Consider the following 15,116-nt stretch of genomic DNA (forward strand, 5'->3'; position numbering starts at 1 on the left):
CGGTCCTGACGGGACTTTTACAAGGAATAAAGATCGCCATGTTACTACCCTGGCTAATATTAATTCCCTTTATTGGCGGCTTCCTGTGCTGGCAGACCGAACGCTTTGGCGTCAAGGTGCCGCGCTGGATCGCGCTGATCACCATGGGATTGACGCTGGCGCTGTCGCTGCAACTGTGGTTGCAGGGCGGTTATTCACTGACGCAATCCGCCGGAATTCCGCAGTGGCAGTCTGAATTCGACATGCCGTGGATCCCGCGTTTTGGTATCTCTATCCATCTCGCCATTGACGGGCTGTCGCTGCTGATGGTCGTGCTGACCGGTCTGCTCGGTGTGCTGGCGGTACTCTGTTCGTGGAAAGAGATCGAAAAATATCAGGGCTTCTTCCACCTCAACCTGATGTGGATCCTGGGCGGCGTTATCGGCGTGTTCCTTGCCATCGACATGTTCCTGTTCTTCTTCTTCTGGGAAATGATGCTGGTGCCGATGTACTTCCTGATCGCACTGTGGGGGCATAAAGCCTCTGACGGTAAAACGCGTATCACGGCGGCAACCAAGTTCTTCATTTACACCCAGGCGAGTGGTCTGGTGATGTTGATCGCCATCCTGGCGCTGGTTTTTGTTCACTACAATGCGACCGGCGTCTGGACCTTCAACTATGAAGAGCTGCTGAATACGCCAATGTCCAGTGGTGTGGAATACCTGTTAATGCTGGGCTTCTTCATCGCCTTCGCAGTCAAAATGCCGGTGGTTCCGCTGCATGGCTGGCTGCCGGATGCGCACTCCCAGGCTCCGACCGCCGGTTCCGTTGACCTCGCGGGGATCTTGCTGAAAACTGCCGCTTACGGTTTGCTGCGTTTCTCCCTGCCGCTGTTCCCGAACGCGTCGGCAGAGTTCGCGCCAATTGCTATGTGGCTGGGTGTTATCGGCATCTTCTACGGTGCGTGGATGGCCTTCGCCCAGACCGATATCAAACGTCTGATCGCCTACACCTCGGTTTCCCACATGGGCTTCGTGCTGATTGCAATCTACACCGGCAGCCAGTTGGCCTACCAGGGCGCGGTAATCCAGATGATTGCGCACGGCTTGTCGGCGGCGGGTCTGTTTATTCTCTGCGGTCAGCTTTATGAACGTATCCATACCCGCGACATGCGCATGATGGGCGGTCTGTGGAGCAAGATGAAATGGCTGCCAGCACTGTCGCTGTTCTTTGCGGTGGCAACGCTTGGGATGCCTGGCACCGGTAACTTCGTCGGCGAATTTATGATTCTGTTCGGCAGCTTCCAGGTTGTCCCGGTGATTACCGTTATCTCTACCTTTGGGCTGGTCTTTGCATCTGTTTATTCGCTGGCGATGTTACATCGCGCTTACTTCGGTAAAGCGAAAAGCCAGATTGCCAGCCAGGAACTGCCAGGGATGTCGCTGCGTGAGCTGTTTATGATCCTGTTGCTGGTGGTGCTGCTGGTACTGCTGGGCTTCTATCCGCAGCCGATTCTGGATACCTCGCACTCCGCGATTGGCAATATCCAGCAGTGGTTTGTTAATTCCGTTACTACTACAAGGCCGTAAATCGCCATGACAATAACTCCACAAAACCTGATCGCACTGCTACCGTTGCTGATCGTCGGCTTGACGGTGGTGGTTGTGATGCTCTCCATTGCGTGGCGACGCAATCATTTCCTCAACGCTACGCTCTCGGTTATTGGGCTTAACGCGGCGCTGGTTTCGCTCTGGTTTGTTGGCCAGGCGGGCGCTATGGACGTTACGCCGCTGATGCGCGTTGATGGTTTCGCCATGCTTTACACCGGGCTGGTATTGTTGGCGAGCCTCGCCACCTGTACTTTCGCCTACCCGTGGCTTGAAGGCTATAACGACAACAAGGACGAGTTCTACCTGTTGGTGTTAATTGCCGCGCTGGGCGGGATCCTGCTGGCGAATGCCAACCATCTGGCGTCTCTGTTCCTCGGTATCGAACTGATCTCTTTGCCGCTGTTTGGCCTGGTCGGTTACGCTTTCCGCCAGAAACGTTCACTGGAAGCCAGTATCAAATACACCATCCTTTCTGCCGCAGCGTCTTCTTTCCTGCTGTTTGGTATGGCGCTGGTGTATGCGCAGTCTGGCGACCTGTCGTTTGTCGCGTTGGGTAAAAACCTTGGCGACGGTATGCTCAACGAGCCGCTGTTGCTGGCAGGTTTCGGCCTGATGATTGTTGGCCTCGGCTTCAAACTCTCTCTGGTGCCGTTCCACCTGTGGACGCCAGACGTATACCAGGGCGCGCCTGCGCCGGTTTCCACTTTCCTGGCGACGGCGAGCAAAATCGCTATCTTCGGTGTGGTGATGCGTCTGTTCCTCTACGCACCGGTGGGTGACAGCGAAGCGATTCGCGTGGTGCTGGCGATTATCGCCTTTGCCTCCATCATCTTCGGTAACCTGATGGCGCTGAGCCAGACCAATATCAAACGTCTGCTCGGTTACTCATCTATCTCTCACCTCGGCTATCTGCTGGTAGCGCTGATTGCGCTGCAAACCGGCGAGATGTCGATGGAAGCGGTAGGGGTTTACCTGGCCGGTTATCTGTTCAGCAGCCTCGGCGCGTTCGGCGTGGTCAGCCTGATGTCCAGCCCGTATCGTGGCCCGGATGCTGATTCCCTGTTCTCTTACCGCGGTCTGTTCTGGCATCGTCCGATCCTCGCGGCAGTGATGACGGTGATGATGCTGTCTCTGGCCGGTATCCCGATGACGCTGGGCTTTATCGGTAAGTTCTACGTGCTGGCAGTCGGTGTCCAGACACACTTGTGGTGGCTGGTGGGTGCCGTGGTTGTCGGTTCGGCAATCGGCCTCTACTACTACCTGCGCGTGGCGGTGAGCCTGTACCTGCACGCACCGGAACAACCGGGTCGCGATGCACCGTCAAACTGGCAGTACAGCGCGGGCGGTATCGTGGTGCTGATTTCTGCACTGTTGGTACTGGTGCTGGGTGTATGGCCACAACCGCTGATTAGTATTGTGCGGTTAGCAATGCCGCTGATGTAATCTGTTAGTTTGTAAGTCAGAAAGCCGCCGACATGTTCGGCGGTTTTTTTTGGCGCTCTGACACCATCACCCAACAATAACCGTCAGCGCATGATTCCCTTGTCGCAGCATACGTCGATACGCGCTAATCAGCTTTTCCATATCAAGCATGATCGAGGCAAAGAGTTGCCCCTCTAACTCTTCTGAAAAGGTCACTCCCGGATAAATCTCCATTTCATTGAGTCGCTTAATGGAAAACTGTTTACGCAGCTCACTTCGATCCAGTGATTCCAGTCGGTCGATTGTCGCGGCTAATTCCTGATTCCAGGTCAATCCCAGGAAGCCATCTATGCCATCTTCGAGGCTGTGTTCACCAAGCACGGCACGACTCAGCGGATCATTCTTCGCGGGATCAAAAGCAGAGGTGCCTGTCAGCCCAAAGTGTAAAAAATCCCAGCGTTTATCAATATCCAGTCGGCGTAATCCTGAAAGCGTGTCATGTATATTATCCATCAAAGGTTTTTCAGTAGACTCAAGCAGTTGGTTAATCTTTTCTGAGTCAATTTCTGCAAAATAGCCAATCATTCCCATTTATTTTTCCTCCATTGAATTTTATGTTTCGCATCTTAAAACAGACGAGGGAAAATAAAATGTACATGTCGCTGTTTCTGGACCCGCCTCGAGAAATTTTTATTATTTACTGTTGTATAACAAGGTTATAACACCATCCACCACCTGAGCCATTTTCTGATAATTCAATCTGTCTGCGGTATCACCGGGCAAGTGGTATTGTTTATTACGATAAAAAGCGGTGTCAGTAATCATTACGGCGGGAATATCGTGTTGCCAATAATTAAGGTGATCAGAAAAATCAATACCGGGAATAAACCCTGGGGCATTCATAGAATAAACAGATAAATCCCGGGATGACAACAATGCCGCTTTTACCTGACGAACGGCGTTGATATCCTGCATTCTGCCGACCACAGCAATAAAGTCTCCCCGATCGGGATAAAGCCAGGACATTGCCGGGTAAGGGTAATTCTGGCTTCCAGGCGCAGAGTCGTAATAGCCAATCGGGGACGCCCTGCGCGGTAACTCTGGCACCGCTACTGACAAAGAACTCTTTTATATACTCTGCGGACCTATTCAGATTATCAATATTGCCGGCATTACGTGGATGCACAGTTTGTGTAAGATAACGAACTGTTTTTTCTAATTGCCCAGGACTTACGTGTCGGGGCGTTGGCGATAATGCAGTGACCCAGGGTTGGTAAAAATAATCAGAGGGAGTGAAAACAGAAATAATATAACAAAAGGAAAATTTTTTTCATATGTAAATTATCAATAAAAGGCGTTATTTCCTTATTATTTATAATGAATTATGAGCGTTTATTTTATTACGCTTGGTAGAGATATACAAAAAGTGTTTTTTACAGTGGGTTCGCTATTTTTAAAAAGGAATTTCTGTGAGGAATAAAAATATAATTATGTTATTTATTGGCAGATTGAATTGACAAGTGGGGCAGAAATCTGAGGGTAAGAAAAGTCAGCAACTACAATCCACTACATCAACAGACCAGCAATCGCGTGCCGCGATACGCTGGAAATACCCGTAGATTGAACTGGCAGATGGTGTGACTGACATCAGTCAGTGATGACTGTTTAGCAAACTATGTTCGACCAGTCAGCATATTTGCTGACTGGTCGAATTAATTAACAATGATGTTAACTCACTCTTTTGCCGGATGCTCTATTTTTGGGTTGTGAGTGTTTTATTTCTAAGTTTCTATAATAATGATTGATATTTGCATCGCCATATTTATCTAAATAACAATTTCTGTTTGCCAGTCGATGTTGAAAATCAATTTCGTACTGCTCTTCTGCTGAATATTTTTTAAATCTGTCAGCATAGTTTTTTAATAACGTATAGGGGGCGCTGTCAGAATTGCTTTCCCTTTGTTCAATCACTTCCTGGGCTGCCATGCACACAAATGCACCGCAACTTTGGCTTAAGTATTGCTGAAGATCGGCATGTAAAAATATTATCTCTGGTTCATTTAAATGAACTTTTATATTATTATTCGACATTTCTCCCATGAGTTCAGAATTAAAACTATTAATGACACGCTTAAGTGAATTTTCTTTATCATGGCCTAGTGCACGCAATGAGTTGAATATGACGCATTTTATTTGTAGTTTATTATTTTTTTTATTTACTATTTTCTGTAGCGAAACTAATATCCAGTGTCCGCCAGTATTTATGGGGAATAACTGGACTTCATTCGGCCATGATGGATCGCTCTTAATATTTTCATTGAGAGCGTCTTCCAGGTGAGTTCTGGTGGAGTAGGGGACGTAGAGACCAGTAGGATAATTGACTTGAGTATTTTTTGCATTAGCGGCGATCTTCTGAAGATAGCAAGCTATTTCATCTGTGGTTAATTGACGATTTTTATCCCAGAAGTTTGTACCATCACTCAGTTCATTATTCTCATCATTTAAAAGCACCTTTGAAAGCGACTGTTTTTCAGATATAAGAGGAATTTCATCACCGATAATTGTCATTAATTTCGAAGGGGAGAATAGTTTTTTGAACAGGAGATCATCTGAATCATGTGATTTGAGGGGGGAGTTGGTTGCGATATGTGCCAGATTATATAATTTTAAACAAGCATTTTTGATAAGTCGGATAATCGATAGGGTCTCATTTGTTGGGTTTCTAACAATATGGTAAAGAATATCTTCAGCTTTTTTTCCAAATTCATCATAACCTAACGCAATATTATGCAGTAACTCAATGCTTTCTTCATCTCCGGATAACGCTGTTTTTTTTAAAGACTGCAGTAATTCCTCGGTCACAGTAAATTTTTCTGCAAATGTCTGACTGAGTTGCGTTTGAGATAATTGACAATAATTGCTGACAACTGTAACCATCATAGGCTCCTTTTAGTTGCAAAGGTTGTGCTGAATGAAGATAAAAAGAGGCAACTTATTGCTCTGAATATAGTGCGTAAGGAGATGAATAAATATCAAAAATCGCTCAATATGCCCGTGTGGGTGGATATATGTAGCGCGGGTTGCGATAACAGGGCAAGTTTCGCCCTGTTTTTAATAATAAGCAGAGTTAAACGTTAAACACGGTGAAATCATTCGCCAGTTCAGTCGCCGGGAAAATTGACCTGCATTCACGTAACAGGTGCTGACAACCTTTGTCATCATAGCGCGAGCTGACGTGGGTAATGATTAGCTTACCGACTCCAGCCTCACGAGCTAGTGTCGCAGCCTGGCGTGTAGAGCTATGGCCGCGACTATTGGCTTTGGCTTCCATGGTTATATCCAGCGTCGCTTCGTGCACCATGACATCGACACCTTTAGCCAGGTCAAGTGCGGCATCGCAGGGGCCGGTATCGCCGAAAATAGCGAGCGCTTTACCTGGCACTGGAGCAGCTAAGTAATCTGCGCCGTTAATCTGCCTTCCATCTTCCAGCATGATTGTTTTGCCCGCTTTTAATTCCTGAAACAGTGGGCCAGGCGGTACGCCAGCAGCTTTTAATGCCTGGGCATTTAATGCACCCGGTTTATCATGTTCTTCAATACGATAGCCATAGCATTCCAGTGGGTGTTCCATTGGATAAGCGGTCACTTTGCGCAGGCCATCATCGAGAATTTCGCCAGCGCCAATTTCGACAATTTCCAGCGGATAATCGGTCCATGAGCCGCTAATCCGCAGCGCGGTTTCCACAAATTCACGGATACCTTGCGGACCATAAATCGTTAAGGGTTGGATAATGCCTGACATAGAACGACTGCACAGCAAGCCGGGTAAACCAAAAAGATGATCGCCATGAAGGTGACTGATAAAAATCTTGTCCAGTTTTCCAGGGTTAAAGGCGGTATGCAGTAGCTGATGCTGGGTGCCTTCACCGCAGTCAAACAACCAAAGTCCGCTCTGGGTCGGATGTTGCAGGTTAAGCAATATTGCCGTGACATTGCGCGTACGGGTTGGCACACCGGCTGAAGTACCTAAAAAAATTAATTCCATGAGTTCATCACGTTTCAAAAAATATTCCGGCTAGTATAAGGCATACATCTAAAAGGAGAGCATTATGATTGAATGGCAAGATCTGCATCACTCTGAATTATCGGTTTCCCAGCTTTATGCCTTATTACAACTGCGTTGCGCGGTGTTTGTTGTCGAGCAGAATTGCCCTTATCAGGATATCGATGGTGATGATTTGACGGGGGATAATCGCCATATTCTCGGTTGGAAAAATGATGAACTGGTGGCGTATGCGAGGATTCTGAAAAGTGATGATGATCTTGAGCCGGTCGTTATAGGTCGGGTGATTGTCAGTGAAGCGTTGCGTGGCGAAAAAGTGGGGCAGCAGCTGATGAGTAAAACACTCGAAACATGTACGCATCACTGGCCTGATAAGCCTGTTTACCTCGGGGCGCAGGCGCATCTGCAAAACTTCTACCAGAGTTTCGGTTTTATCCCTGTGACGGAGGTCTATGAAGAAGATGGTATCCCACACATTGGGATGGCACGCGAGGTAATTCAGGCGTAATCAATAACCCTTGTCTATAGTTAGTGACAGGTTTTACGCAAATGGAGAACGAGAATGTCTAATCAGTTTGGTGATACACGTATCGATGACGACCTGACGCTGCTTAGTGAAACACTGGAAGAGGTGCTCCGCTCCTCTGGCGATCCCGCCGATCAGAAATATGTTGAGCTGAAAGCGCGTGCAGAAAAAGCGCTGGATGATGTGAAAAAACGGGTTAGCCAGGCTTCAGACAGTTATTACTATCGGGCGAAGCAGGCTGTTTATCGTGCTGATGACTACGTCCACGAAAAACCCTGGCAAGGAATTGGTGTGGGCGCGGCCGTTGGGCTGGTACTAGGACTGTTGCTGGCACGCCGTTAAAACCTCCCTACACCGGGGTACTGCATTTTTTTTGTAGTACCCCGTATAATGTGAGGCTTTTAACAGGGAGAGGTCCGCGTGCAATCACTTACTACGGCGCTGGAAAATCTACTGCGCCATTTGTCGCAAGAGATTCCGGCGACACCCGGCATTCGGGTTATCGATATTCCTTTCCCTCTCAAAGACGCTTTTGATGCCTTGAGCTGGCTGGCCAGTCAGCAAACATACCCGCAATTCTACTGGCAACAACGTAATGGTGATGAAGAAGCTGTCGTCCTGGGCGCGATTACCCGTTTTACGTCGTTGGACCAGGCACAACGTTTTCTTCGCCAGCACCCGGAACACGCCGACTTACGCATTTGGGGGCTGAATGCTTTTGACCCGTCGCAGGGCAATTTACTTTTACCCCGCCTGGAATGGCGACGCTGTGGCGGTAAAGCCACGCTGCGGCTGACGCTATTCAGCGAAAGCTCCCTTCAGCACGATGCGATTCAGGCAAAAGAATTTATCGCCACACTGGTGAGTATCAAGCCCTTGCCTGGGTTACATTTAACCACCACGCGAGAACAACACTGGCCGGACAAAACGGGCTGGACGCAATTAATCGAACTGGCAACGAAAACCATCGCCGAAGGTGAGCTCGACAAAGTGGTGCTCGCTCGGGCAACTGACCTGCATTTCGCAAGTCCGGTCAACGCGGCGGCGATGATGGCTGCCAGTCGTCGACTGAATCTGAATTGCTACCATTTTTACATGGCCTTTGATGGCGAAAATGCTTTTCTTGGCTCTTCACCGGAACGGTTATGGCGGCGGCGTGACAAAGCGCTGCGTACTGAAGCGCTGGCGGGAACAGTAGCAAATAATCCTGATGATAAGCAGGCGCAGCAGTTAGGAGAGTGGCTGATGGCGGATGATAAAAACCAGCGCGAGAACATGCTGGTGGTGGAAGATATCTGCCAACGATTACAGGCCGATACCCAGACGCTGGATGTTTTACCGCCGCAGGTACTGCGTCTGCGTAAAGTGCAGCATCTTCGCCGCTGTATCTGGACTTCACTCAACAAAGCGGATGATGTGATCTGTTTACATCAGTTGCAGCCAACGGCAGCAGTTGCTGGCTTACCGCGCGATCTGGCGCGACAGTTTATCGCCCGTCACGAACCGTTCACCCGAGAATGGTACGCCGGTTCTGCGGGCTATCTCTCATTACAACAAAGCGAATTCTGCGTTTCCCTGCGCTCAGCAAAAATTAGCGGCAATGTCGTGCGATTATATGCTGGCGCGGGCATTGTCCGTGGTTCCGACCCCGAGCAAGAGTGGCAGGAAATCGACAACAAAGCGGCAGGGCTGCGTACTTTATTACAAATGGAATAGTAATGAGTCGCATCATTACCGATTCATATCAATAATCTATTTTTGTAGCTCCTTATACTTAGCCGCAATATTGATACCGGACAAACTCATGTCAGTAAGCGCATTTAACCGACGCTGGGCGGCGGTCATTCTGGAAGCATTAACGCGTCACGGCGTCAGACACATCTGTATCGCCCCAGGCTCGCGTTCTACACCGTTAACGTTAGCGGCGGCGGAGAATTCCGCATTCATTCACCACACCCATTTCGATGAGCGTGGGTTGGGGCATCTGGCGCTGGGGCTGGCGAAAGTCAGCAAGCAGCCGGTGGCGGTGATTGTGACCTCCGGCACGGCGGTGGCAAATCTCTATCCGGCACTGATTGAAGCCGGGTTAACCGGAGAAAAACTGATTCTCTTAACCGCCGATCGCCCGCCGGAGCTAATTGACTGCGGCGCGAATCAGGCAATTCGCCAGCCGGGAATGTTCGCCTCTCACCCCACGCACAGTATTTCATTGCCGCGCCCGACCCAGGATATCCCCGCACGTTGGCTGGTTTCTACCATCGACCACGCTCTCGGTACGCTTCATGCGGGGGGAGTCCATATCAACTGCCCGTTTGCTGAACCGCTGTATGGCGAAATGGACGATACCGGGCTTAGCTGGCAACAGCGTCTGGGTGACTGGTGGCAGGACGACAAACCGTGGCTGCGTGAAGCGCCTCGTCTGGAAAGTGAAAAACAGCGCGACTGGTTCTTCTGGCGACAAAAGCGCGGCGTGGTGGTTGCCGGGCGCATGAGTGCGGAAGAGGGCAAAAAAGTTGCCCTGTGGGCGCAAACTCTTGGCTGGCCGCTGATTGGCGATGTGCTGTCACAAACCGGGCAGCCGCTGCCGTGTGCCGATCTTTGGTTAGGCAATGCCAAAGCGACCAGCGAGCTGCAGCAGGCGCAAATTGTGGTGCAACTGGGAAGCAGCCTGACGGGGAAACGGCTCCTGCAATGGCAGGCAAGCTGTGAACCAGAAGAGTACTGGATTGTTGATGACATTGAAGGGCGACTTGATCCGGCACACCATCGCGGACGTCGCTTAATTGCCAATATTGCCGACTGGCTGGAGCTGCATCCGGCAGAAAAACGCCAGCCCTGGTGCGTTGAAATCCCGCGCCTGGCGGAACAGGCAATGCAGGCGGTTATTGCCCGCCGTGATGCGTTTGGCGAAGCGCAACTGGCGCATCGCATCAGCGACTATCTGCCTGAACAGGGGCAATTGTTTGTTGGTAACAGCCTGGTGGTACGTCTGATTGATGCGCTTTCGCAACTTCCGGCAGGTTACCCGGTGTACAGCAACCGTGGGGCCAGCGGTATCGACGGGCTGCTTTCGACCGCCGCCGGCGTTCAGCGGGCAAGCGGCAAACCGACGCTGGCGATTGTGGGCGATCTCTCCGCACTTTACGACCTCAATGCGCTGGCGTTATTGCGCCAGGTTTCCGCGCCGCTGGTATTAATTGTGGTGAACAACAACGGCGGGCAAATTTTCTCGCTGCTGCCAACGCCGAAAAGCGAGCGTGAGCGTTTCTATCTGATGCCGCAAAACGTCCATTTTGAGCACGCCGCCGCGATGTTCGAGCTGAAATATCATCGTCCGCAAAACTGGCAGGAACTTGAAACGGCATTTGCCGACGCCTGGCGCACGCCAACCACCACGGTGATTGAAATGGTGGTTAACGACACCGATGGTGCGCAAACGCTCCAGCAACTTCTGGCGCAGGTAAGCCATTTATGATCCTGCACGCGCAGGCAAAACACGGAAAACCAGGTTTACCCTGGCTGGTGTTTTTGCACGGTTTTTCCGGCGATTGCCACGAATGGCAAGAAGTGGGCGAGGCGTTTGCCGACTACTCACGGTTGTATGTTGATCTCCCAGGTCATGGTGGTTCGGCGGCGATTAGCGTCGATGGATTTGATGATGTCACCGACTTACTGCGTAAAACCTTGGTTAGTTACAACATCCTTGACTTCTGGCTGGTGGGGTACTCGCTTGGCGGACGGGTGGCGATGATGGCGGCTTGCCAGGGGCTGACGGGGCTTTGTGGGGTTATTGTCGAAGGCGGGCATCCGGGGCTGCAAAATGCTGAACAACGTGCGGAACGTCAGCGTTCCGATCGCCAATGGGCGCAGCGTTTTTGCACAGAACCGTTAACGGCGGTATTTGCCGACTGGTATCAACAGCCTGTTTTTGCCTCGCTCAATGACGATCAACGCCGGGAGCTGGTGGTGCTGCGCAGCAACAATAATGGCGCAACCCTTGCCGCCATGCTGGAGGCGACTTCTCTCGCCGTCCAGCCTGATTTACGTGCTAACCTTAGCGCCCGCACATTTGCGTTTTATTATTTATGTGGTGAACGTGACAGCAAATTCCGCGCCCTGGCGGCGGAACTGGCTGCCGACTGCCATGTCATTCCTCGCGCCGGACATAACGCGCATCGGGAAAATCCCGCTGGCGTAATCGCAAGTCTGGCGCAGATCTTGCGTTTCTGACTAAAGGACACAATATGATTTATCCTGATGAAGCAATGCTTTACGCACCGGTTGAATGGCACGACTGCTCCGAAGGTTTCGAGGACATTCGTTATGAAAAATCCACCGACGGTATCGCAAAAATCACCATTAATCGTCCGCAGGTGCGCAATGCCTTCCGTCCTCTGACGGTAAAAGAGATGATCCAGGCACTGGCAGATGCGCGTTATGACGACAATATCGGCGTGATCATTCTGACTGGCGCAGGCGATAAAGCGTTCTGCTCCGGTGGTGACCAGAAAGTGCGTGGTGATTACGGCGGCTATAAAGATGATTCCGGCGTACATCACTTGAACGTGCTGGACTTCCAGCGTCAGATCCGTACCTGTCCGAAACCGGTTGTCGCGATGGTGGCTGGCTACTCCATCGGCGGTGGTCACGTTCTGCACATGATGTGCGACCTGACTATCGCAGCAGATAATGCCATCTTCGGTCAGACTGGCCCGAAAGTCGGTTCCTTCGACGGCGGCTGGGGCGCTTCCTACATGGCTCGTATCGTCGGGCAGAAAAAAGCGCGAGAAATCTGGTTCCTGTGCCGTCAGTACGACGCAAAACAGGCGCTGGATATGGGCCTTGTCAACACCGTGGTACCGCTGGCGGATCTGGAAAAAGAAACCGTCCGTTGGTGCCGCGAAATGCTGCAAAACAGCCCGATGGCGCTGCGCTGCCTGAAAGCTGCGCTGAACGCCGACTGTGACGGTCAGGCAGGTCTGCAGGAACTGGCGGGTAACGCCACCATGCTGTTCTACATGACGGAAGAAGGTCAGGAAGGTCGCAACGCCTTCAACCAGAAACGTCAGCCTGATTTCAGCAAATTTAAACGGAATCCGTAATGCGTAGCGCGCAGGTATACCGCTGGCAGATCCCCATGGACGCGGGGGTGGTTCTGCGCGACAGGCGGTTAAAAACCCGCGACGGGCTGTATGTTTGCCTGCGTGAAGGCGAGCGCGAAGGGTGGGGGGAGATCTCCCCACTGCCGGGCTTCAGTCAGGAAACCTGGGAAGAGGCGCAAAGTGTGCTGCTTGCCTGGGTAAATAACTGGCTGGCAGGCGATTGCGAATTACCGCAGCTGCCTTCCGTCGCCTTTGGCGTAAGCTGTGCATTGGCGGAGCTGGCAGATACGCTCCCGCAGGCGGCCAATTACCGTACGGCACCACTGTGTAATGGCGATCCGGACGATCTGATCCTCAAACTTGCCGATATGCCGGGCGAGAAAGTGGCGAAGGTCAAAGTGGGATTGTACGAAGCCGTGCGCGACGGCATGGTGGTGAATCTGTTGCTGGAGGCAATTCCGGATCTGCATTTGCGTCTTGACGCAAATCGCGCCTGGACACCGCTGAAAGGTCAGCAGTTTGCCAAATACGTTAACCCGGATTATCGCCACCGCATCGCGTTTCTCGAAGAGCCGTGCAAAACCCGCGATGATTCCCGCGCGTTTGCCCGTGAAACCGGCATTGCCATTGCCTGGGATGAAAGCCTGCGTGAGTCTGATTTTGCCTTTGTGGCGGAAGAAGGCGTGCGCGCGGTAGTTATCAAACCCACGCTCACGGGCAGCCTGGAGAAAGTACGCGAGCAGGTGCAGGCGGCGCATGCGCTGGGGCTGACGGCGGTGATCAGTTCATCTATTGAGTCAAGCTTAGGCTTAACGCAACTGGCGCGGATTGCCGCCTGGTTAACACCAGAGACTATTCCAGGGCTGGACACGCTGGATCTGATGCAGGCGCAGCAGGTTCGTCGCTGGCCGGGTAGCCCACTGCCGTTAGTGGACATTAATGCACTGGAGCGGCTGCTATGATCTTCTCTGACTGGCCGTGGCGTCACTGGCGGCAAGTGCGGGGAGAAACCATCGCCTTACGTCTTAATGACGAGCAACTCAACTGGCGCGAGCTTTGTGCTCGCGTCGATGAATTAGCCTCCGGCTTTGCGGTGCAGGGTGTGGTTGAGGGCAGCGGCGTGATGTTGCGGGCGTGGAATACGCCGCAAACGCTGCTGGCCTGGCTGGCGTTACTGCAATGCGGGGCGCGGGTGTTGCCCGTGAACCCTCAGCTGCCGCAACCGTTGCTTGAAGAATTGCTGCCCAATCTTACGCTGCAATTTGCGCTGGTGCTGGATGGGGAAAACACGTTTCCGGCATTAACTTCGCTGCACATTCAGCTGGTTGAAGGCGCACATGCCGCTACGTGGCAGCCGACGCGTCTGTGCTCAATGACGTTGACCTCGGGTTCTACCGGTTTGCCGAAAGCCGCTGTCCATACTTATCAGGCCCATCTTGCCAGTGCGCAAGGTGTGTTATCGCTGATTCCGTTTGGCGATCACGATGATTGGTTGCTCTCTTTACCGCTGTTTCACGTCTCCGGTCAGGGAATTATGTGGCGCTGGTTATACGCTGGTGCGCGGATGACGGTACGTGATAAACAGCCATTGGAGCAAATGCTGGCAGGCTGTACTCACGCTTCACTGGTGCCAACACAACTCTGGCGTTTGCTGGTTAACCGTAGTTCCGTTTCCCTGAAAGCGGTGTTACTTGGCGGCGCGGCTATCCCGGTCGAGTTGACGGAACAGGCGCGCGAGCAGGGGATTCGTTGCTTTTGCGGCTATGGTCTGACCGAGTTTGCCTCCACGGTGTGTGCGAAAGAAGCCGACGGCCTGGCAGACGTTGGTTCGCCGCTGCCGGGTCGGGAAGTGAAAATCGTTAATAATGAAGTGTGGCTGCGGGCTGCCAGTATGGCAGAAGGTTACTGGCGTAACGGGCAACTGGTTTCACTGGTTAATGACGAAGGCTGGTACGCTACGCGCGATCGCGGTGAGATGCATAATGGCAAGCTGACCATTGTCGGACGTTTAGACAATCTATTCTTCAGTGGCGGAGAGGGTATTCAGCCGGAAGAAGTCGAGCGCGTAATTGCTGCACATCCTGCGGTTTTGCAGGTGTTTATCGTCCCCGTTGCCGACAAGGAGTTTGGTCATCGACCGGTGGCGGTGATGGAGTATGACCACGAGAGCGTTGATCTTAGTGAATGGGTGAAAGATAAGCTGGCCCGTTTTCAACAACCGGTGCGCTGGCTAACTCTGCCGCCGGAGCTGAAAAACGGCGGTATTAAAACTTCACGTCAGGCGCTAAAAGAGTGGGTGCAACGTCAGCAATAATTAACCCTCCGTTTCACTTCTCATTTCTGCCATTCCATTGCCGTTGATAAAGAGTTTATCTGTTAATCTGTAAATTGATGTGAAAACTCTTAGCAAACAG

General features: G+C 51.6%; 13 protein-coding genes and 1 pseudogene. 10 read left to right on the top strand and 4 right to left on the bottom strand.

Annotation, left to right across the window (positions count from 1 at the left end):
* Positions 1 to 38 precede the first annotated feature (38 nt).
* Entirely contained in the window at positions 39 to 1,568 is a 1,530-nt protein-coding gene (gene nuoM, locus ACU8XX_RS07690) for an NADH-quinone oxidoreductase subunit M (RefSeq protein WP_000926441.1), read from the top strand.
* A 6-nt stretch (positions 1,569 to 1,574) separates the two neighbouring features.
* Positions 1,575 to 3,032 (top strand): NADH-quinone oxidoreductase subunit NuoN, encoded by a 1,458-nt coding sequence (nuoN, locus tag ACU8XX_RS07695; RefSeq protein WP_000156704.1) that lies wholly within the window; start codon positions 1,575 to 1,577, stop codon positions 3,030 to 3,032.
* Positions 3,033 to 3,098: 66 nt separating this feature from the next.
* On the opposite strand, the gene ACU8XX_RS07700 is transcribed toward nuoN, so the two are convergent.
* The 4 genes and pseudogenes from ACU8XX_RS07700 to rbn form a co-directional block, all read right to left on the bottom strand.
* A complete protein-coding gene (locus ACU8XX_RS07700) occupies positions 3,099 to 3,602 on the bottom strand; it encodes a YfbM family protein (protein WP_000525365.1) in 504 nt (167 codons plus the stop codon).
* A 102-nt stretch (positions 3,603 to 3,704) separates the two neighbouring features.
* A pseudogene (locus ACU8XX_RS07705) lies at positions 3,705 to 4,322 on the bottom strand (hypothetical protein).
* Positions 4,323 to 4,739: 417 nt separating this feature from the next.
* Positions 4,740 to 5,951: a deubiquitinase ElaD gene (gene elaD / locus ACU8XX_RS07710; RefSeq protein WP_072171649.1), complete on the bottom strand. Its 1,212-nt coding sequence runs from the start codon at positions 5,949 to 5,951 to the stop codon at positions 4,740 to 4,742.
* A 187-nt stretch (positions 5,952 to 6,138) separates the two neighbouring features.
* On the bottom strand, positions 6,139 to 7,056 hold the full coding sequence (rbn, locus tag ACU8XX_RS07715; protein WP_001329358.1) for a ribonuclease BN: 918 nt from the start codon (positions 7,054 to 7,056) through the stop codon (positions 6,139 to 6,141).
* Positions 7,057 to 7,120: 64 nt separating this feature from the next.
* Between rbn and ACU8XX_RS07720 the strand changes: the two genes are divergently transcribed.
* From ACU8XX_RS07720 to menE, 8 genes are all read left to right on the top strand, one after another.
* Complete coding sequence (locus ACU8XX_RS07720) at positions 7,121 to 7,582, top strand: GNAT family N-acetyltransferase (protein WP_000574091.1); 462 nt, start codon at positions 7,121 to 7,123, stop codon at positions 7,580 to 7,582.
* Between the two features lie 54 nt (positions 7,583 to 7,636).
* Complete coding sequence (gene elaB / locus ACU8XX_RS07725; protein ID WP_000070621.1) at positions 7,637 to 7,942, top strand: stress response protein ElaB; 306 nt, start codon at positions 7,637 to 7,639, stop codon at positions 7,940 to 7,942.
* A 78-nt stretch (positions 7,943 to 8,020) separates the two neighbouring features.
* Positions 8,021 to 9,316, top strand: a complete 1,296-nt coding sequence (menF, locus tag ACU8XX_RS07730; RefSeq protein ID WP_001191419.1) for an isochorismate synthase MenF — start codon at positions 8,021 to 8,023, stop codon at positions 9,314 to 9,316.
* Positions 9,317 to 9,404: 88 nt separating this feature from the next.
* On the top strand, positions 9,405 to 11,075 hold the full coding sequence (menD, locus tag ACU8XX_RS07735) for a 2-succinyl-5-enolpyruvyl-6-hydroxy-3-cyclohexene-1-carboxylic-acid synthase (protein WP_001543978.1): 1,671 nt from the start codon (positions 9,405 to 9,407) through the stop codon (positions 11,073 to 11,075).
* Positions 11,072 to 11,830 (top strand): 2-succinyl-6-hydroxy-2,4-cyclohexadiene-1-carboxylate synthase, encoded by a 759-nt coding sequence (gene menH / locus ACU8XX_RS07740; RefSeq protein ID WP_000600503.1) that lies wholly within the window; start codon positions 11,072 to 11,074, stop codon positions 11,828 to 11,830. The genes menD and menH overlap by 4 nt, the downstream gene beginning before the upstream one ends.
* A 14-nt stretch (positions 11,831 to 11,844) precedes the next feature.
* Positions 11,845 to 12,702, top strand: coding sequence for a 1,4-dihydroxy-2-naphthoyl-CoA synthase (gene menB, locus ACU8XX_RS07745; RefSeq protein WP_000639996.1), 858 nt, complete (start codon positions 11,845 to 11,847; stop codon positions 12,700 to 12,702).
* Positions 12,702 to 13,664, top strand: a complete 963-nt coding sequence (gene menC, locus ACU8XX_RS07750) for an o-succinylbenzoate synthase (protein WP_001515640.1) — start codon at positions 12,702 to 12,704, stop codon at positions 13,662 to 13,664. The genes menB and menC overlap by 1 nt, the downstream gene beginning before the upstream one ends.
* Positions 13,661 to 15,016 (top strand): o-succinylbenzoate--CoA ligase, encoded by a 1,356-nt coding sequence (gene menE / locus ACU8XX_RS07755; RefSeq protein WP_032174153.1) that lies wholly within the window; start codon positions 13,661 to 13,663, stop codon positions 15,014 to 15,016. Before menC ends, menE begins: the two co-directional genes overlap by 4 nt.
* Positions 15,017 to 15,116: the final 100 nt, after the last annotated feature.

Source organism: Escherichia sp. MAL-1 (assembly GCF_052948035.1).